At 56.5% G+C, this 18,401-nt stretch carries 16 protein-coding genes; 9 read left to right on the forward strand and 7 right to left on the reverse strand.

What is annotated here, in order from left to right; genetic code table 11:
* Positions 1–101 precede the first annotated feature (101 nt).
* The gene (locus AAFN83_RS20500; RefSeq protein ID WP_347772861.1) at positions 102–662 is read right to left on the reverse strand and encodes a family 43 glycosylhydrolase; all 561 of its coding nucleotides are present in this window, start codon (positions 660–662) and stop codon (positions 102–104) included.
* A gap of 247 nt (positions 663–909) precedes the next feature.
* On the opposite strand from AAFN83_RS20500, the gene AAFN83_RS20505 reads away from it, so the two are divergent.
* Positions 910–2,073 (forward strand): family 43 glycosylhydrolase, encoded by a 1,164-nt coding sequence (locus tag AAFN83_RS20505; RefSeq protein WP_347772863.1) that lies wholly within the window; start codon positions 910–912, stop codon positions 2,071–2,073.
* 81 nt (positions 2,074–2,154) lie between these two features.
* On the opposite strand, the gene arfA is transcribed toward AAFN83_RS20505, so the two are convergent.
* Positions 2,155–3,675: an arabinosylfuranosidase ArfA gene (arfA, locus tag AAFN83_RS20510; protein WP_347772865.1), complete on the reverse strand. Its 1,521-nt coding sequence runs from the start codon at positions 3,673–3,675 to the stop codon at positions 2,155–2,157.
* Between the two features lie 186 nt (positions 3,676–3,861).
* Between arfA and AAFN83_RS20515 the strand changes: the two genes are divergently transcribed.
* A complete protein-coding gene (locus AAFN83_RS20515; protein ID WP_347772866.1) occupies positions 3,862–4,764 on the forward strand; it encodes an ArsR/SmtB family transcription factor in 903 nt (300 codons plus the stop codon).
* 109 nt (positions 4,765–4,873) lie between these two features.
* Here the strand turns inward: AAFN83_RS20515 and uxaC are convergent, their stop codons facing one another.
* The 3 genes from uxaC to AAFN83_RS20530 all read right to left on the reverse strand — a co-directional run bounded on the left by uxaC (position 4,874) and on the right by AAFN83_RS20530 (position 8,917).
* Positions 4,874–6,268: a glucuronate isomerase gene (gene uxaC, locus AAFN83_RS20520; RefSeq protein WP_347772868.1), complete on the reverse strand. Its 1,395-nt coding sequence runs from the start codon at positions 6,266–6,268 to the stop codon at positions 4,874–4,876.
* A gap of 143 nt (positions 6,269–6,411) precedes the next feature.
* Entirely contained in the window at positions 6,412–7,578 is a 1,167-nt protein-coding gene (locus AAFN83_RS20525) for a GyrI-like domain-containing protein (protein WP_347772871.1), read from the reverse strand.
* Between the two features lie 64 nt (positions 7,579–7,642).
* Positions 7,643–8,917, reverse strand: a complete 1,275-nt coding sequence (locus tag AAFN83_RS20530) for a helix-turn-helix domain-containing protein (protein ID WP_347772873.1) — start codon at positions 8,915–8,917, stop codon at positions 7,643–7,645.
* Positions 8,918–9,124: 207 nt separating this feature from the next.
* Here AAFN83_RS20530 and AAFN83_RS20535 point away from each other — a divergent pair, with 207 nt between their 5' ends.
* The 6 genes from AAFN83_RS20535 to AAFN83_RS20560 all read left to right on the forward strand — a co-directional run bounded on the left by AAFN83_RS20535 (position 9,125) and on the right by AAFN83_RS20560 (position 16,039).
* Positions 9,125–10,078 carry an AAA family ATPase gene (locus AAFN83_RS20535; protein WP_347772875.1) on the forward strand — a complete coding sequence of 318 codons (954 nt, stop codon included), beginning with the start codon at positions 9,125–9,127 and terminating at the stop codon, positions 10,076–10,078.
* 72 nt (positions 10,079–10,150) lie between these two features.
* Positions 10,151–11,224 (forward strand): DUF58 domain-containing protein, encoded by a 1,074-nt coding sequence (locus AAFN83_RS20540; protein WP_347772877.1) that lies wholly within the window; start codon positions 10,151–10,153, stop codon positions 11,222–11,224.
* A complete protein-coding gene (locus AAFN83_RS20545) occupies positions 11,221–12,564 on the forward strand; it encodes a DUF4129 domain-containing protein (protein WP_347772879.1) in 1,344 nt (447 codons plus the stop codon). The genes AAFN83_RS20540 and AAFN83_RS20545 overlap by 4 nt, the downstream gene beginning before the upstream one ends.
* Positions 12,565–12,621: 57 nt before the next feature.
* Complete coding sequence (locus tag AAFN83_RS20550) at positions 12,622–13,995, forward strand: AraC family transcriptional regulator (protein ID WP_347772881.1); 1,374 nt, start codon at positions 12,622–12,624, stop codon at positions 13,993–13,995.
* Between the two features lie 195 nt (positions 13,996–14,190).
* Positions 14,191–14,757 (forward strand): sigma-70 family RNA polymerase sigma factor, encoded by a 567-nt coding sequence (locus tag AAFN83_RS20555; protein WP_347772883.1) that lies wholly within the window; start codon positions 14,191–14,193, stop codon positions 14,755–14,757.
* Positions 14,741–16,039, forward strand: a complete 1,299-nt coding sequence (locus tag AAFN83_RS20560) for a DUF4179 domain-containing protein (RefSeq protein WP_347772885.1) — start codon at positions 14,741–14,743, stop codon at positions 16,037–16,039. Before AAFN83_RS20555 ends, AAFN83_RS20560 begins: the two co-directional genes overlap by 17 nt.
* A 9-nt stretch (positions 16,040–16,048) precedes the next feature.
* On the opposite strand, the gene AAFN83_RS20565 is transcribed toward AAFN83_RS20560, so the two are convergent.
* Together AAFN83_RS20565 and AAFN83_RS20570 are read right to left on the reverse strand one after the other, a co-directional pair.
* Positions 16,049–16,876, reverse strand: coding sequence for a DUF6544 family protein (locus tag AAFN83_RS20565; protein ID WP_347772887.1), 828 nt, complete (start codon positions 16,874–16,876; stop codon positions 16,049–16,051).
* A gap of 7 nt (positions 16,877–16,883) precedes the next feature.
* A complete protein-coding gene (locus AAFN83_RS20570) occupies positions 16,884–17,348 on the reverse strand; it encodes a MarR family winged helix-turn-helix transcriptional regulator (RefSeq protein WP_347772889.1) in 465 nt (154 codons plus the stop codon).
* 163 nt (positions 17,349–17,511) lie between these two features.
* Here AAFN83_RS20570 and AAFN83_RS20575 point away from each other — a divergent pair, with 163 nt between their 5' ends.
* Positions 17,512–18,372, forward strand: a complete 861-nt coding sequence (locus AAFN83_RS20575; protein WP_347772891.1) for an AraC family transcriptional regulator — start codon at positions 17,512–17,514, stop codon at positions 18,370–18,372.
* Positions 18,373–18,401: the final 29 nt, after the last annotated feature.

Genomic DNA, 18,401 nt, shown 5'->3' on the forward strand with positions numbered 1-18,401 from the left:
CATCCACTTTTATAACCACTGTCGACCACAACGAAGACTAAACAAGCTGACTCCGGTTGCGTACCGACGCCAGCTTGCTGCCTAGAGGCTTTTTTCACTGTCTACAATTCGGGGGCTTGACCATTGTACAAATGAGGGCTTTCCAGATAGCGGCCGCCTGTTCCTTGCCAGATCGAGCGGCTGGGGGACAGCTTGGCTCCTGTTTCCACATCGATTTGGCATTGAACGATCCCGCCGACGCCGTTATCGTCCGTTCCGTTGCTCATAAAGAAGGTTTTGCCATCCTCAAAGTACAAATCCGGGTCAATTCCCCCCTGATCGACGTAGACCGGCTCCGACCACTCTCCATATATATCGTCCGTCCAGACATAGAAGTTTTGGCGCGTTGTATCGTTGGTGGTCGTCATATAGAAACGGCCGTTGTTGTGGCGCAGGGTAGGAGCAAAGACGCCTCCCGAGCTGGTCACGGTGTCCAGTTGAATCTGGCTTTTTCGGGTCAAGCAATGGCCGATCTGCGTCCAATTGATCAGGTCCTTGCTTTCGAAGATCGGAACACCGGGGAAAAATTGAAAGGAGCTGCACACCAGATAATAGCGGCCGTTTGCTTTGCAGATGCTGGGGTCCGGGTAGAAGCCTTTGATGACCGGATTCGTAAACTTCATGCATACACCTCATTCGTAGATTTCGATCCCAAAAAAGTTTGATTGGTCACTAAACAAAGTGAACACCAATGGGCCGTATTTTGCAAGGGGGAGCAAACGTTTTTTTGCAATCCAGTCCGTCTGTCGTGATCGGACACCAGTGTGCTGAAAAGCTTACTGGGGGATTGATCCTGTTCCAAGGCTTTGCTATCATCAAAATGTAACCGGATACATTCGGTGACAGATACGGAAAAGGTGGGGTCCGCACATGAAGATCACGGCTATTCAGGAGATCCACATTCAGAGAGCAGCGGGCGAGCCGTTGCAACTACCCTCGCGTGTTCAGGCGGAAGCGGAGGGTGGCGTAAGAGGCTGGCTTTCGGTGAACTGGGAGCCGATCTCTCCGATGCTCTTGAACAGAAGCGGAACGATCGTGGTGGAAGGAACGGTGGTTGCGGACGAGTATCCGAACCCGCTTATTCCGAATCGGGCGGATCCTTTTGTGATGAAGCATACCGATGGGTATTACTATTTCACCGGGTCCGTGCCGGAGTATGATCGATTGGTGCTGAGGCGATCCCGTACGATTGCGGGACTGGCGGATGCAGCTGAAACGGTGCTTTGGACGAAGCACGAAGAAGGCGAAATGGGCAGCCACATCTGGGCGCCTGAGCTTCATCGGATTAATGGAAAGTGGTACCTGTATTTTGCGGCGGGTTCCGCCGAAGACAAGTGGGCGATTCGTCCTTATGTGCTGGAGTGCGCCGAAGAGGATCCCATCTCGGGAGCCTGGGTGGAAAAAGGGGAGATCAAGCTCCCGAATGAAAGCTTTTCGTTGGATGCGACTACCTTTGAGCATGAGGGCCAGAGGTATTTGATATGGGCTCAAATCATCGGTGTGTCCAGCTTATTTATGGCAAAGATGAGCACGCCGTGGTCAATTGAAGGAGAACCGGTGAAGCTTTCAACCCCGGAGTATGAGTGGGAGATCCGAGGCCATCACGTCAATGAAGGACCCGCCGTTTTGAAGCGGAACGGGCGGATCTTCCTCGCTTATTCCGCGAGCGCCACAGATGATCGCTATTGCATGGGGCTGTTAACGGCTTCCGATAAGAGCGATCTATTGGACCCCGCTTCTTGGACCAAGTCGAAGGAACCGGTATTCGTCAGCCACGAGCAGACTTCCGAGTTCGGGCCTGGTCATAACAGCTTCACGGTATCCGAAGATGGAGTTGCGGATGTTCTTGTCTACCATTCGCGGTCCTATCGTGAAATTGCAGGAGAGCCCTTGTATGATCCCAATCGTCATGCCCGCGTTCAACCGCTGTGGTGGAACGCAGATGGGACGCCTTATTTCGGCCAGCCCGGGTGGAAGCCGCTAGCTGGATCAGGCGATCTCCAGGCGATCGCCCGAATCACCACGCGGTGCTGACGAGTCGAGGTTGCTTCCTTCTTGCATCGAATGCAAGCTTGACCGCGCAGAAAAAAGAGGGCCGAAGTGGCCCTCTTTTCGTTATCCGATTGTCTTTACCTTCAAGCGGATTACGTTCCAGGATGCCTTCGGCAAGCGAATCTCCAGCCTGCCCCCGTCCACCTGAAGCTCCTCTGTGCTTTGCAGATGAGGCTTGACGGTATTCGGTGCCTCCTTCGTGTTGCAAGCCCGAAGGTCGTCATGCGTCAGGACGTGATGCTCGATGACCTGAACCGAACCGAAGCTACGCAGGTCGGTCTGCAGCTCGAGGGCTTCCGTTAAATGGCGATTGACGGCAAACACCGTGACTTCTCCCGCTTCTTCGTTGTAGACCGCAACGGCCTCCACGTAGGGCACGTCGCTGAAGTCCTTGGAATCATACTTGGGCGAGTGGAGGATCGGATGCAGTACGGTTCCCCTCCCATAGAGCGAGGCGTGAAGGTAGGGATAATAGGTTGTCTGCAGCCACAACGGCCCGCCGTTCTCGGTGGAGATCGGAGCGATGACGTTGACGAGCTGTGCCAGGCAGGCAATCTTGACGCGATCCGCGTGCTTCATGAGCGTGATGAGGCAGCAGCCCACGACGAGAGCATCCTCCAGGTTGTACACATCCTCAAATTCTGGCGGCGCCACCTGCCAGCGCTGCTCCGCCCGGCTGGAGCCTTGGGTCTTCCAGACGTTCCATTCGTCCATGGAGAGGTGCAGCTTCTTCTTGCTCTTTTTCTTCGCTTGAATGTAGTCGCAGATGGAGGCGACGCTGCCGATGAACCGATCCAGATCGAGCGATCGGGCCAGGAAGTTGGGCGTATCGCCTTCATGATTGTTGTAGTACATATGAAGGGACAAGAGGTCAACATTGTCGTAGCAGAGGTCAAGCGTGGTCGCTTCCCATTCGGCGAAGGTATCCATGCTGCTGCCGGAGCTGCCGCATGCGACCAATTCCAGGTTAGGATCGACCCATTTCATCACCTTCGCGGTCTCATTCGCCAGTCGGCCGTATTCCACGGCCGTCTTCGCCCCAATCTGCCAGGGACCATCCATCTCATTGCCGAGGCACCACGTCTTGAAGCCGTGCGGCTGTTGATAGCCGTGCGCTATTCTCAGGTCGCTCCAATAGGAGCTGCCGGGATGGTTGCAATATTCCACGAGGTTGCGCGCTGCATCCACTCCACGAGTGCCGAGATTGACCGCCATCATGACCTCGGAGCCGGCGAGCCGCGCCCAATCGGCAAACTCGTTCGTCCCCATCTGGTTGGTCTCCGTCGTCCACCAGGCGAGCTCCAGCTTCTGCTTCCGCTCTTCTCGCGGGCCGACTCCATCCTCCCAGTTGTACCCGGACACAAAATTACCGCCGGGGTACCGAATGATCGGCACGTTCAACCGGCGAACGGCGTCCAGCACATCAAGGCGGTACCCGTTTTCGTCCGCTGCCGTGTGTCCCGGTTCATAGATTCCTCCATAGACGGCCCGTCCCAGGTGTTCGATGAAAGAGCCGTAAATTCGCTTATCGACCTCCGCCAGGACAAAATCCTTATCGACGATCAAAGATGCCTTCAAAGCCATCCTGCCTGCCTCCTTTTAATGAGGGTTTGGATTTCATGATGACTAAATTCAAATTCCGCTTCTCAAGGTTGATCTTATCTCTTGAGTGGGTCATTGACAATTTGATTTTTCAGGATTAATCTAAACCCGAATTCTAGGCTTGATAGGTTTTGGGAAGGGCTTAGGAAATAGGAAAGGAGGAGTGTCATGTACCTGACGACGAATGAGGAGTCCCTGCGGGTGTATGAAGCACTCGCCAGCGGGGTGCGCTTGCGCATCATCGAGCTGCTGGATCGGCGGGAGATGACGATCATGGAGCTGGCGGATGAGCTGGGGCTAAGCAATGCAATGGCAAGCACCCATGTGGCAAAGCTGCAAAAGGCGGGCCTGGTCGGCTCCCGGATGCGGCGCATCGAGGGAGCTACCTACAAATTCTGTTCGCTCACGGCAGACTTCCTCCAGATCAAGCTTTCTGGTGCTCTCCCGATCGCGAGAAAGGTTGTAGAGCTGTCTATACCTGTCGGTCATTACTCCGCCTTCGAAGCTCACCCCACCTGCGGGCTGGCTACCGTGGATCGGCTGATCGGGTATTACGACGATCCCCGTTTCTTCGCTGACCCTGAGCATGTTCACGCGGGCATTCTCTGGTTTGGCAAGGGCTTCGTGGAGTATACGCTCCCTAATTATTTGTACCAGGATCAGGTGATCCAGGAAATGGAGATCTCGATGGAGCTGGGCTCAGAGGCGCCTCATGTCAATGAGAAGTGGCCATCGGATTTGAACTTCTCTCTGAACGGGACCGAACTGGGCGTGTGGACGAGCCCGGGGGATTTCGGCAAGGAGAGAGGACGACTCACGCCCACCTGGTGGCATCCGGATGTGAACCAATACGGCATGCTGAAGGTTCTGCGCATCAATGCGAAAGGCACCTTTATGGACGGGCAGCAGATGTCTACGGTAACCCTGCAGGATATCGACTGGGAAACCAATCACTGGCGCCTTCGCCTGACGGCGGAACCGGCGGGACGGAGACGGGGAGGAATGACGCTCTTTGGTCGTGGCTTCGGGAACTACGATCAGGATATTTTTGTACGCATTTATCATGAATGAGCGGAAGGCAAGAGGCCGCTTGCGTGGAGTGAAGCGCATGAAGAAGCACGATTAGAGGAAAAAAGAGCATCGAACGCAGCCGTTACCCGGTTGCTCGATGCTCTTCTGGCTAGACGGGGAAATTGAAATACCGTTCGGCGTTTCGATAAGCAATGTCCTGAACCATTCCTCCCAGTAGATCCAGATCGTCGGGTGCCTCACCGCGCATGGCGAGTTCTCCGAGCCAACCGCAGAGCACCCGGCGGAAATACTCGTGCCGGGTATAAGACAAGAAGCTCCGCGAGTCCGTCAGCATGCCGACGAACCGGGACAAGAGTCCATTCTCGGCGAGCTTGGTGAGTTGTTCCCGCATGCCGCTGTAGGTATCGTTGAACCACCAGCCCGAGCCAAGCTGAAGCTTTCCGGGCATCTCTCCTTGGTAGCACGCCATCAAGGTAACGAGAACCGGATAATCGTTCGGGTTTAGCGAGTAGAGAATCGTCTTCGGCAAGCCCTGCTCGCGCTCTGCTCGGTCGAGCAAGCGGGACAGTGCCTGCGCGAGGGGGAGGTCTTGAATCCCGTCGAAGCCGGCATCGGGCCCGAGCTGCCGGAGCAAGCGGGAATTATGGTTGCGGAAGGCGTGCAGGTGCAGCTGCATCGTCCAGCCCAGCTCGCGGTAAAATCCGATCAGTGCACTCAACAGCTCCGTTCGGTAGACGGTCACTTCTTCCGCCGAGAGGGAGGCTCCTGCTCTTCTCTTCTGGAAGATTCGCTCCACGTCCGCTTCGCTTCCCGCCTGGTAGTGAAGGGTATCGAGTGCATGATCGGACAGGCGGCAGCCATGCTCGTGGAAGACCTGCATGCGACCCCTCAAGGCCTCCAGGAGGTCCCTGAAAGAAGTCACACTGCGTCCGGAGGCAGCCTCCAGGAGGCTAAGCCAATCGAGAAAGCCGGGAGAATCGAGGTTTAATGCTTTGTCCGGGCGGTAGGTGGGGTACACGCGAAAGGCCGTCTCCTCTTCGGCTAACAGCCGGTGACAGCTCAAGGAGTCAGCCGGATCATCGGTCGTGCAGAGCGCCGCGACCTTGGAACGCTTGATCAGTTCTCGCCGCTTGAAGGCTGGGGAAGCGAGCTGCTGGTTTACCGCTTCCCAGATGGCCGGGGCTGTTCGTTCGGTAAGACGCTCGTCGATTCCGAAGAAGCGGCGAAGCTCCAGATGGGTCCAGCTGTAGAGCGGGTTCCCGATCGTCATGGGAACGGTCTTCGCCCAGGCATAGAATTTCTCTTCATCCGATGCATCACCGGTGATGAAGCGCTCGTCAATTCCATTGGCACGCATGAGCCGCCACTTGTAGTGGTCGCCAGAGAGCCATGCGGCCGTCAGATTGGGGAATGCGCGGTTCTCGTAGATTTCCTTCGGGTCCAGGTGACAGTGATAGTCCAGAATGGGCATTTCCTTCGCATAGTGATGAAACAAATCCCGGGCTGTCGGACTGGTCAGCAAAAAGTTATCCTCCAAGAACATGGGAATCCACCTCGTAGGCATGGAATGGAGAAGCCGCCGAAGGACCTGCCGTCCCCAACGGCAGGTCCTTTTTCATAAAAACCTGATTGCGTTGAATGGCTCAATCCATACTCGTGGAATGAGGATGGTCATGAGCTCCCGGTTTATTTTTTTAGCAACGGAACAAAGATGGAGGCGCAGTTCCCTTGACGGAAGCGGGCGATGATATGACGGCTCTCATCACGATCATAGTTCGGGTGATCGGCCAGGTAGAGAGCATGCAGATGCTGATAGGCCGCTTCATACAGCATGGAGGGATTGTCTCCGTTGAACTCCAACTGGGTGATGTGGAGATAGAGGCCGCCGGGAAGAACAACCTGCTTTACGGTATCCGGTAAGCCTTCAAAGGAGCTTACGCGGATGCCGAAGGCGCTGTGGGCCGTGCCTCTCTCGTTGTTCACCGGGAATCCGTAGTACTCATGCAGGTAATAGCGGGAGACCGGGCAAGCATAAACCTGCTGCTCGACCTCAAAAAACTGGAAGATGACACTGTCATCAATTCCTGCTTCGGCTACGCAGCAAGCAACCTTCATTTCCGGGAGCACAACAGGCTTGAAGCGATAGCTGGCAAACGTGTCCCGCTCATCCGCTGGGAGCCGAATCGGCTCATACTTGGCGAGCAGGTCACCAGTAGCGTCATAGAGCACCCAGGGGGTAGAAGCGGAGTCCAACACATAAGGAGTTTCCTTACGGAAGGAACTGATGAAGAAATCGTCTGCCTGCATCCGTTCATGGAAGCCGTCGCGGTCCAGCTTTCCCTGGTCATTGATTTGAAATTTTGCGTAGCGGGCTGCTGGAATCGTCCAGGATTTCACGTTTTCCGGGAGTTCGTCGGGCAGCGTGGTCTGTTGCGGAATTTCAATCCCTACGAGCACCTGGTAGTTTCCGTCCCCTTCAATGTGAAAGCGAGCGCTCACCACCTCATAGGATCCGGGAGCAAGGCCCAGCACGTCGGCAAGAAGGGCGATATCGCCTTCCGTGATGAGCTTGGCGGCAAAGGCGCCGTCCGAAAAGCTTCCGTTGATGGCGTTCTGGCCGGCGTAGGCATATCCGCGGCTTTCGTAGCTGATAGGGACGCAGTACCCGACAACCGGAAGATTCGGTCGATCGACAATCGAGACGAAGGAATGAACCTTCTCGATAACCGTTTCCGTGGTGCGAGGCTTAGCAGCCTGCTCGGCCATGGATACGAGGACAGGCTTGCCTTTGGGGCCGTAGCCTCCCGGATTGATTTCTTCAGGGCTCCAATCAGGAGTGGGCAATGCATTCATGTGAAATACGCTCCTTTGTTAGATCAAGATAAGGTTATCCTACTTCTCCAGGGGCAAAAGAGTATTATCCGTTTCTATCATCTTTTAAAGGGAGGAACAGTTTGGTTCGGATGTTGTCCGGATCGAAGCCGCTCATGGCCTCATGGACCACGAAGAGCGAGTCTTCCTCGCAGCGAATGCCGATTTCGTCCACCCAACTTAAGAGAAGGCCCTCATACACCTCACTGTCCGCGGAGCAAGCTCCATCGAGTACGGCATAACGGCCGGCGGGCATGACCAGAAATAGCAGATCGCGGTCTTCCTCCGGCAGCATCAGAAGATCGTTCGTTTCCACTCCGCAGATACAGTCTCCCGCCTTATGAACCATGCAGAAGCGTCGGGCATTCGGAAGAACAAGAGGGTAACGTCGCTGCAGGAAGGAGCAGAGCTTCTCCGAAGCCTCTTCCTCCGCCTCCATGCCCCTGCCGTGAGCCGCAACAAATCGCTGCTCCGGCCAGACCTCCAAGCGTAAACGGGGGAAATCCTCCCGCTTTACAACCGGCAGATACAGAACAAGCTTGTGGACCTTACCGGAGCGATAGAGGAACTCTTCCCAATAGGGGGAATCCGCTTGCTTGAACATGCTGGAGCCGAGCCAACGGGTATACAGATCGTCCCAAGCGGCATTGACCTCCTCTTCCCGGTGTCGTGCTGTGGTTTTGGCAAAGACGGCTGTTCTCTCGGGAAGGAAAGCAAGGTTGGCGAACCCGCCTTCGGCGAGCAGCCCCACCAGGTCTTCACTTCCTTCGATATACAGCTCATAGGATGCGCCTCGATCCTTCCCCTGGGGACGATTCCGGCCAAAGATTCTGCCATTGTAGGCAGGCAGAAGCCGAAAGAGACGCGCGATCGCACGAGCTTCGATTCCCTTTGGCTCGGGATGGGAGTAAACCAACCGGAGGGTAAGAGGAAGGGTCTCGGTAGACAGTGTGATTTGACGCTGGCTTTGCTGGTTGAATCGCGGAAAATAGAATTCGTTACTGCTGTCCTTGTAGGCGAGCGGCGACAGGCCGGTAACAGCCTTCACGGAACGGCAAAAGGCTTGCTGGGAGCTATATCCACATTCGTAAGCGATTGCAGAGAGGCTGAGAGCGGAATGCTTCACCAGCGAGAGGGCCTTGGAGAGTCTTCGCTTCCGGATGTATTCTTTGACCGAATGGCCGGTCATCTGATAGAAATCCCGGTACAGCTGCATAGGGGAAACGTGGCTTCGCTCTGCCACCTGCCCCGCAGTGAGCTCTTGCGCCAATTGCTGCTCGATGGTTTCAAGGGCTGCTTCAAGATGAGGTTTTGTCTTCATGAACGAATCGCCTCGCGAGTGTCACAGTTGTTCTTTCTTCCAGTTTATCATGCTCATCGCTTCCAGACTTGCTTATTTGTAACAAAATTGAGAAGGCCTCCTCGCTGGCTAGGCCTTATTGCCTAGGAATCTTCCCGGTTGGTAGGCATCTGTTCGCTAGACTGGTATACTGGAGAGAAAATTCCAAGAGAGAGATGGGAGAAAACCATGGGAACGCCAAACGCGCTTTATGACCGGATTCGGACGGAAGTAGGCAAGCAGGTCGTTGGACAGGAGGAGGCGATTCGGCTTATCGTGGCCGCGCTTCTGGCGGAAGGGCATGTGCTTCTGGAGGATGTGCCCGGCACAGGCAAAACAACCTTAGCGAAGGCGCTCGCTCGCACCTTCGAGGCGAAATTCAATCGCGTGCAGGCGACCCCGGATCTGCTGCCGCAGGATTTGCTGGGGGGACTTGTCTATCAGCCCGGAACGGGAGAATTCACGCTGCGAAAGGGCCCGATCTTTACGCAGTTTCTGCTCTATGATGAAATCAACCGCTCCACTCCCCGCACGGCTTCCGCGCTCCTTGAAGCGATGGCGGAGCGTCAGGTGAGCCTGGACGGATTAACGGAATCCCTTGCGTTTCCCTTCTTCGTCATTGCGACGCAGAACCCGTTGGAATCGCAAGGGGTCTTTCCTTTGCCGGAAGCCCAACTCGATCGCTTCCTCGTTCGGGTGCGGCTGGGGTATCCCACAAGGGAGGAAGAAGCGGGCATCCTGCGCCGTTTCCGCTCTGGTGAAGAGACGGATACTCCATCAGCCGTGGTTACTCCGGAGCTTCTCGCCTCAAGCCAGGCGGAATGCCGCCAGGTGAAGCTCGCCTCCGATGTGGAAGCTTATCTGCTGGACATCGTTCAGGCGACGCGTGAGCAGGGGGCTTTCCGGTTTGGAGCGAGCCCGCGGGCTGCACTGGCTCTCCTCGCCATTGCCCAAGCGTTCGCTTGGCTGGATGGCCGTGATTTTGTTACCCCTGACGACATCAAGCACGGGGTAGTTCCGGTTCTGGCTCATCGTGTGCAGTTGACCCCTGAGTCCCGAGCAAGAGGAATTACAGAAGAAACCGCACTCTCCCAACTGCTAGAGATCGTGCCGGTTCCAACCGAGCTGGAGCTTCATCCGTGATCGGGGGACAGCGCTCACTGCGCGGAAGCGGAGAGCGGTCCTTGACAGCTCGAAGAGAAGGAGGTGGCACGGATGTGGATCCTTCTTTGGCTGGGTCTGGTTCTCCTCATTGCGGCATTTTGGCTCGCGCCTGAGTACGCCGAGCGCCGGGTTTACCCTCATGTGCTTGTCGAAGCCGATACCCTCTCTGAGGTGGCTGACGTGGGCGACGAGGTGGTCTTTCGCTGTCGCATGACGAACCCGAGCCGCCTCCCTTGCCCTCGGGTGGTTTTATCGATGCAGCTTCCCGAGGAATTGGCCGCGGCCCTTGGCAGCGAAGAGCGCAATGTGCGGGTGGAGACCTACCTTCTTCCTCGGCAGACGGCTGACATTCGCATCACCGTCTACGCCGTCCGAAGAGGCGTCGCTCGCTGGAATCAAGCCGAGCTGCAATTCACTGATATGTTCGGACTGCGCAAGTCAGACCGGACGGTGTACACCCAAGCCCAGGTCATCGTCAGGCCCTCGCGACGTGTTTCGGATGGAGCCAGCCCGTTGATGAACGAGCTGATCGGCGAGCTTCGGACGCAGCGCTTCTATCAAGAGGACCCGAGCCTGTTTACGGGAGTGCGCCCGTATTCCCGCGGGGATTCGATGCGGGCAGTCAGCTGGTTTGCGACGGCTCGCACCGGAGAGTTGATGGTCAAGCAGTTCGGATATACGACCGAGTCAAGGGTGCTCCTCCTCCTGAGCGGTCAGATGCATGAGGCTTTTTGGAAAATCCCGCAGCGCGACGTAATTGACGAGCTTTGCGAGCAGGCGATGCAGCTGACGGATCGCATGATCGGAGAGCGAACCTCGGTCGGCTTGCTGACGAATCTGACGGACGGCTTAGGCGGGGACCGGTATCTCTCGCCGGAGCCGGGGCTTGTGCAGCGTGAGCGCATCGCGAACCGGCTGGGCTCGCTGTCGCTTCATCCTGCGCTGTCATTGGCTGATCTCCTGCGGTCGGCTGCTCGCATCATACGACCGGGGGAGACCCTGGTGCTGCTCACGGCCTTTCAGGATGAAGAGGCAGAGAAGGCTCTAGCTGAGCTGAAACGGATGCATCCTTCGGTTTATGCTTATCCGAATGCTCATCGAGAGGAGGTGGCTCGAACCCGATGAATGCACCTGAATCCTCTTTGTCTTCCTTACCGCCGGCTGCCGTTCGCCGGGCCATGTCTCCTGCTGTTTACTTAGGGCTAGAGGGCTTTGTTCTTCTTAGCGGGCTGCTCTTGTTCGCGGGAGTCATCACATCAGACGTCGAGCGCTGGGTCCTTCTGCTGTTCGTTCCCTTTCTCTTGCTGGTGGGAACGGTTATGAATCAAGCCTATCGGCGATATGGGGAAAAGGCGGCCTTTCTCGCGGGAAGTGCTATTGCAGCGGGAAGTGCCTTTGGGGTCCTTTTCAAGCTGACCGATACCGGCTTTCTTGTCTGGACGACTGTCCTCGTCTTTGTCCTGGTCGGTCGCTTCGGGCTTTGGCTGGCCGATCAGGTCTCACCGGAGGAGCGGTTTCGCGGGTACTTCATCTGGGAATCCTGTGCCGTTCCGATACTCGTGTTGATCGCCTTTCGTCAATCGGAGGATCCTTCCTTTGTTCTGGCCGCTGTAATCTTCTATCTGGCCTTCCGCGGCTTCTCGCTCGTTTACGCCCAACGGACGGTCACAGGAAGCTGGAGCTTCCGGCTGCGCGGGGTGATGCTCCTATTTGTGATCGTGGCGGGATTGATTCCCCTGATCATGGTCTTTCCAGCGGTATCGGTGGTGCTCGGTTATTTGGGTGTCCCCGTGATTCGTCTGCTCACCTGGCTTACGCGTAACATTACGGTTCGTCCCGCTCCCGAGCAGGACCCCCTCGCCGGGGAAGGGCTCGGCAACCCGGATCGACAGCTTTGGCCCGAGACGCAGGTTACGGATGCCGGGGGAATTCCCGATTCCGTTTGGATCGGGCTCCTCATTCTCGCCATCCTTCTCCTGCTCGCCATTCGCATCAAGAACCGTCGCATGAACGAACGGGATTCCGCTGCGCCGGTGCAGGTGCAGATCAACCGCACGCCAGCCGTTCAGACAAGTGCCAAGCGGCTGAAGTACTCCACAAGCGGGAAAGGCATTCGCGCCGTATACCGGGAACTGCTCGGCGGAATGGAGCAGAAGGGAGAACCGGTGCGCGCTCACGAGACGGCGCGCGATTATACGCGGCGCATCGCTCTTGATCTGCCGCCTGGTCAAGTGACCCCCGCGGAGCTCGACGAGCTGGTGGAGCAATACGAGCAGGTGCGCTATGGAGGCGACCCGCTCTCCGCACCTGCGAATCCCGCTGCAGAGGGCAGCGCCGAACGGCTGCGGCGGGCAGAGAACCTGGTCCAGCGACTCGTGTCGCTCTTCCCGGCGAGAACCGTCGGGAAGGACGAAAAGCCCAAGCTGGACGGCAAGCCCAAGCCGAGCGGCAAGAAAAGCCGCTGATCCAGCGGGTGAGGGGATACAACCGGCGATGGATGCGAGAAGAGAGGAGAACGCTGCATGGCCCGAATAAAGGAAACCGCGTCCGAGCTGCCCGCCGAGCTGTCTCAGTTCGCCCTCCCGGACTTTCAATATTCGTTTCATTTCGGCGGGACTCACTGGCGGCGGGTTCATGAGGGGTGGTCCTACCCTGAGCACAACCATCTGCTTTTTGAGTTGAACATCGTTCGGGAGGGGGAGCAGATCACCACGCTTGAGGGCGACGGAGAATACGGGCAGAGGAAGGGAGACATCTTCTTCATTCAGCCCGGATGCCTGCATTCCAGCCGAATCGGAGCCGCAAGCAGCATGACCTACTTCAGTCTTCATTTCGACATCGATGATCCCGCCATGTATCGGCAGCTTTCCTGCCTGGGAACGACCCTGTACGAGAACGGCTCTGAGCTTGCTCGATTGCTGGCCCCCTTTTTTGATCGCTTACTGGCCATGACGGGAGATACCTTTGAGGAGGGATCGGGCAGCGATTACCGCCTGCGGGCGACCGTGCTCGGGTTGATCCTGCAATTGTGTGATTACGCGGCGGAGAACAACGGGAAACAAGACGAGCAACCTCCCGAGTTGGAATCGTGGGGGGCTACTCATCAGCTCCGGGAAAAGCACCTTCTGGAAAAGCGAATTCAGGATGTGCTGGAAGCGCCATTGGAGGGCTCGCGGCTCCAGGACCCGACCTTGTACCCTCGATTTCGTTGGGTGGGGCTCTTCTCGCTGTTGATTCCCGAAAGGAGCTTTTGGACCAAGACGGAGCGTTTTTTTGTAAAGCTGTTCCTCGACGAGCTTCTGTCGGAGCTGGGGGTCCCCGTCGTCGTCATCGGCAAGCCGCTCGCTACACTGGTCCTGTTCTCCGATCGCTTTCACGTTCCCCCTCTGGAGGAATACGCGGTACGGAGCAAGGCCCAGCTTGAGAAGAAGCTATCGGTTGCCATTCAGCTCGGCTTCGGCGGAATCTCCCATACGGTGGAAGACATCGGGGGCCTGTACCGGCAGAGCCTGCTTCAGCTGGATCTGGCCAAGCCGACACCGGGCATGAAGCCCAGCTATGACCTCGTCAGCCCCGTCATTCGCTCCGCCTTGCTCATGTTGGAGGCGGACTATGCCAACCCGGACCTGTCCCTTGCTCAGCTTGCCAGGACGCTCGGCTTGACCCCCAATTATGTTAGCGGCCTTTTCACAGCGGATACGGGACATCCCTTCACCTGGCACCTGTCCCGTATCCGCATGGACCGCGCCAAGGAGCTGCTGCGCGACACTAACGGGAAGGTGTTTCAGATTGCCAGGCAAGTGGGATACGCTGACCAGGCCTACTTCAGCCGCTCCTTCAAAGCCGCCATCGGAATCAGTCCGTTGGAGTTCCGCAAGCATGTGCAGACCTCCTAGAGCGCAGGAAAATGCAGGCAATCAAGCCGTCGCTGTGCAACAGAGCACCTTCATTGAAGAGAATCCTTATCGTAAGATAAGGGCACATTCGATGCGGGTGCTTTTTTCTTTTCACTCGGACGGAAACCTATTTTTGAAGGCATTGAACGATTTGCGACCCTGGCGACTCTAAGGAGAAGAGAGAGAGGTGACAGCATGGAGCAAGCTCGCCTGGTGGAGAGAGCGAAGAAGGGGGAAAAGGACGCCTTGTTGCAGCTGATTATGGCGGAGAAGGATGCCTACTATCGTCTCGCCTTGGCCTATATGAAGAACGAGCACGACGCCCTGGATGCTTTGGAGGATATGATTGTGACGCTCTATGAACAGATCGGGCGGTTGAAGAAGAACGGGAGCTTCTCCTCCTGGAGCAAGACCATCCTCGTGAATCGCTGCAAGCAGGCGCTGCGCAAATCCAATCGGATGCAGCCGTTTGGGGAAATGCTCGGGGACAACCACGAGAGTGGGCACGTCGGACAAGCACAAGGGCTGAATCTGGCGGACCCTCGCCGGGTGGAGGAACGGATGGACCTCCAAGCCATGCTGGATCAGTTGAATGAGGATCAGCAGGAGGCGATACGCCTGAAGTACTATCACGATCTGGACGACCGTACGATTGCTCAGATGACCGAGGTATCGCTCGGGACTGTGAAATCACGCATTTTCTATGGCCTGAAAAAGCTGAGGGCCTTATCCGGGAGGGATGGACATGAAGGAACTCACTGAACGCTTGGAACTGCAAAAGTCGAGGTGGGAGGACGTGTTGGCGCCGGAGGAGATGGAGGAACGGCTGCGAGCGGCACTGGATCGGGTTGAGCCTAAGCCCGTCAGGCGCCGGATGGTTACGCGAGGCCGGGCTGCAGCGGTGGCTGTGCTTGCTTTTAGCCTTTTTGCAGGAAGCCAGTATCATGCCCTTGCGTATTATGGAAAAAAACTGCTTGGCTTCGATGATATCGGGAGTGGAACGCTGCAAGCCCTTAACGAGCAGGGACTCGGTCAGTCTGTGGAGGAGCGAGTGATTCTCCAGGATGGGACGGAGCTGATTCTGGACGGCGTCATGTCGGACGCCAATCAATTTATTCTGTATTACACCTTGAAGAATCCGCGTGGACTAACGGACGAAAGCGGCTCGCTCTTTACTCCGGGGAGAATCACGGGCTTCTGGACGAACGCATCGCTTGCCACCGGTCAATACCGGTTGACCGAGGATAAGACCGAAATCAAGGGGATCTACACGTTCGACCCGGTCAGCCCGCTAGCCAAAAAGCTAACCTTTACCTTCTGGGACGAAGGGACGACAGCCCAACGGCAGGAGAGAAGCGTGACGTTCCCTTATCACCCCGAAGAGGCGATGGAAACGGCCCTCAAGCAATCCATCAACCGAACGCTCAAGGCAGGCGGAAGCAAGCTTACGTTCCGCTCGATTCAGGCGACCCCCACCATGACCTTGATCGAAGGGACGTTCCAAACGGATCGGGAGCGAGTGCTGGAGCGCTCCATGGACGGGGTGGAGCTGATGGTGAACGGCAAGCCGATGGAGGCCCAAGGAACGGGAGTCTCGCATACGGCCAAGGGCCGCCTTTTCGAGGTGAAGTTCGACGCCTTGCCTAGCGATCTAAAGTCGCTCCAGATCGTGTTGAAGGACTTCCTCACCTACGAAAAGCTGAACCGCAAGCTGACCTTCGCAGAACTCGCTCAGCCGCAAGCCTTGGCAGGCGAGGAGCTTCGGCTGCTGGAGACGAAGCACGGCGCGGAGGGGCTTGAAGTGACCATTGAAACCAGCGAGGAAGTCCGCTTCGATGATGTTTCGCTCGGAACGAAGGAGGGAGAGCGGGTGCCGCTCGAGGCCACCATTAATCAGACGATCGAAGCCAAGGAAGAGGGCGGCCCCTTCTATAACAAACGAACCCTCGTGTTTAAAACAAAGGGAGAGCCGGACTTCCTGCAGCTCGGCGGGATGTACTACCGCAAAGCCTATAACGAGACAATCGATATTCCGATCCGCTAGGGTTGCCGTCTATCGGTAGTGGAGCGTCAGGTTGTCGCTGTCGAAGTAGACAACATCACCGCTTTTCTCATGCCAGACCGCTCTCATGCGAGTAGGCTGCCGGATGCCGTCTACCACCTTGAAGTTGTCCATAAGAGCAGACCATCGCACCTGCCGGCTGGTGCCGTCCGATTCCACGACATAGCGATCATCGGTTGTGAAGGATACCGATTCCCCGCCTTCCCGAAATTGAAACCAGCCGCTGACCGACAGGCCATATGCCGAGAGTGTTGCTTTCACTTGGGTATCGTCGATCGGATTCCACACAATTCCACTCTCCAGGGCGGCGCTTGGAAATAGCAGCACCTCCGACAGGTAGGTGACGAGGCTAGCCTGATCGAGTTCTTGACTGTGCTGATCGAAGAGAGGGAAGAGCTTACCCAAGACGCCCTTCATGCCGCCTTTGCCTGCGAGAAAGGTATCCAGCCCTTCGAAGGGAACGCCGGCAAGTGAGGTATCAATCCAGGCGATACGTTCTATTGGTTGAAGAAAATTATACTGGGTGTAGTCGATCGTCAGGGACTTTCCGGACAGCAAGAAGGGGACATCACGAAACTCTGCCTTCATCGAACTCATTTTGGGCTGTCCGGTAAATCCAGAGGATTCAAAGTAGGTTCGGACCGACGGAGGGAGCGACTCCCAATCGGAAGCCGTGAATACTCCCTCAAGCGGGCTGGAGGTGGAGAGTCTCTCTTCAGCCAGTAGGTGGAACTTGGATTTCGTTTTGGAATAGGGGAGATGAAAGAAAGTCAGCGTTGCCCCAACGAGAATAGCGATTACAACCAAGGTGAGAATCATAGGCTTCCTACTCCTTTTCCTCATGAGAGGCTGAATCCTCCATTCGGGCGATGTTTTCGGCGAGCTTAACCAACCCGCGGTAGAGTCCTTCGGTGAGGGCGGGGTCGAAATCATGGAAGAGAGCGTCCATAAAGCGAGCTTCCTTCCCGTCTCTCGCAGCAAAATACTCCATGCAGTGCTCCGTCAGACGAACGCGCAAAATGCGGGCGTCCGAATCATCCCGATTGAGGGCGACGAAGCCTTGCTTTTCCAGAAGAAGCACCAGCTTCTTGACGTTCTGCCGTGAGCTGCCGAGTCGATCAGCCAGCTCGGTCAAGGGGAGGGAAGATGCTCCGCTCTTTAACAGGACCGCGATGGTCAGCCACTGCTTTAGGGTAACCCGCTCATCCAGTTTGTCACCCAGCACCTGCAACCGATTGACCAAAACCAGCATCGTACCGAAGCTGTACGCTTGTTGTTCTAGGGAATCCATCGATTGTACCTCCTTCTATCATTATGTAACCTGTTACCTAATTGGTCATTAGCTTGATTATAGGTAATAGGTTACCTTTTGACAAGGCCTGCTCTGCTTCTTCTTTCCACCTCGCATCGTACGCATGGTATAATGTCGATAAGTTGAAAGGAGTCGAGAACCGTTGGTTGAACGGATGGACATTCCGCTTGCGAGCCGAATGGGCACGAACAGCGAGCTGATCTATTATTACAGCGGACATGATCGCTGCTCCCCGGATCACAGCTGGGGCCCCGGACTCCGCGATCATTACGTCGTTCATTATATCATCAGAGGCCGAGGAAGCTTCACCTTGGGGAACCGCAGCTACCCGCTGGAGAAGGGACAGGGCTTCGTCCTCTTTCCGGAGGAGCTCGTCTATTACCAGGCGGATTCAGAGGATCCCTGGTATTATGTCTGGATCGGCTTCAACGGGCTGAAGGCTGGTGAATTCCTCCAGCGCGCCGGACTGGATGCGCATCATCCTGTGTTCGATTACCCGGGGCTGCTTCTCGCCCCGGAACGGCTGGAGCACTTCATGAAGACGGATCGTCCTGAGCCGAACGACGACCTGAAGTGGACTGGACTTCTCTATCAGCTCCTCTGGGGGATGGCCGAATCGGGACGACCGGTCCCTCCCGAGGAGCAGAGTGCAGCCGACGGTTACGTTCTGCGCGCCGTGGAATTTGTCCACAAGAACTATTCCCGCAAAATCTCGGTTACGGACATCGCCCGTTACGCGGGAGTGGACCGCAAGCATCTGCACGCCATCTTCAAACGCAAGCTGCAGCTCTCCCCTCAGCAATTCCTCATCCGCCATCGAATGGAGATCGCCACGGAGATGCTCCGGCTGACGGAGCTGCAGATTGGCGATATCGCACGCTCGGTCGGGTACGAGGACCCGTTCTTGTTCTCACGCATGTTTCGCAAGACAAAAGGGGAAGCCCCCGCCAAGCTGCGGCAAGCGCAGCTCGGTCACGTTGCCTCCCCATTGGAAGAGTCATGATGAGAATGAGCCTCCTGAAGCGCGATTGC

Origin of the sequence: Gorillibacterium sp. CAU 1737 (assembly GCF_039888655.1) — a bacterium.
In the GTDB taxonomy this organism is placed as follows: domain Bacteria; phylum Bacillota; class Bacilli; order Paenibacillales; family NBRC-103111; genus Gorillibacterium.

Bases quoted from the DNA above. Each gene is read 5' to 3' on its own strand.
- AAFN83_RS20500 (WP_347772861.1), bottom strand. From the start codon at position 662: ATGAAGTTTACGAATCCGGTCATCAAAGGCTTCTACCCGGACCCCAGC.
- AAFN83_RS20505 (WP_347772863.1), top strand. From the start codon at position 910: ATGAAGATCACGGCTATTCAGGAGATCCACATTCAGAGAGCAGCGGGC.
- arfA (WP_347772865.1), bottom strand. From the start codon at position 3,675: ATGGCTTTGAAGGCATCTTTGATCGTCGATAAGGATTTTGTCCTGGCG.
- AAFN83_RS20515 (WP_347772866.1), top strand. From the start codon at position 3,862: ATGTACCTGACGACGAATGAGGAGTCCCTGCGGGTGTATGAAGCACTC.
- uxaC (WP_347772868.1), bottom strand. From the start codon at position 6,268: ATGTTCTTGGAGGATAACTTTTTGCTGACCAGTCCGACAGCCCGGGAT.
- AAFN83_RS20525 (WP_347772871.1), bottom strand. From the start codon at position 7,578: ATGAATGCATTGCCCACTCCTGATTGGAGCCCTGAAGAAATCAATCCG.
- AAFN83_RS20530 (WP_347772873.1), bottom strand. From the start codon at position 8,917: ATGAAGACAAAACCTCATCTTGAAGCAGCCCTTGAAACCATCGAGCAG.
- AAFN83_RS20535 (WP_347772875.1), top strand. From the start codon at position 9,125: ATGGGAACGCCAAACGCGCTTTATGACCGGATTCGGACGGAAGTAGGC.
- AAFN83_RS20540 (WP_347772877.1), top strand. From the start codon at position 10,151: ATGTGGATCCTTCTTTGGCTGGGTCTGGTTCTCCTCATTGCGGCATTT.
- AAFN83_RS20545 (WP_347772879.1), top strand. From the start codon at position 11,221: ATGAATGCACCTGAATCCTCTTTGTCTTCCTTACCGCCGGCTGCCGTT.
- AAFN83_RS20550 (WP_347772881.1), top strand. From the start codon at position 12,622: ATGGCCCGAATAAAGGAAACCGCGTCCGAGCTGCCCGCCGAGCTGTCT.
- AAFN83_RS20555 (WP_347772883.1), top strand. From the start codon at position 14,191: ATGGAGCAAGCTCGCCTGGTGGAGAGAGCGAAGAAGGGGGAAAAGGAC.
- AAFN83_RS20560 (WP_347772885.1), top strand. From the start codon at position 14,741: ATGAAGGAACTCACTGAACGCTTGGAACTGCAAAAGTCGAGGTGGGAG.
- AAFN83_RS20565 (WP_347772887.1), bottom strand. From the start codon at position 16,876: ATGATTCTCACCTTGGTTGTAATCGCTATTCTCGTTGGGGCAACGCTG.
- AAFN83_RS20570 (WP_347772889.1), bottom strand. From the start codon at position 17,348: ATGGATTCCCTAGAACAACAAGCGTACAGCTTCGGTACGATGCTGGTT.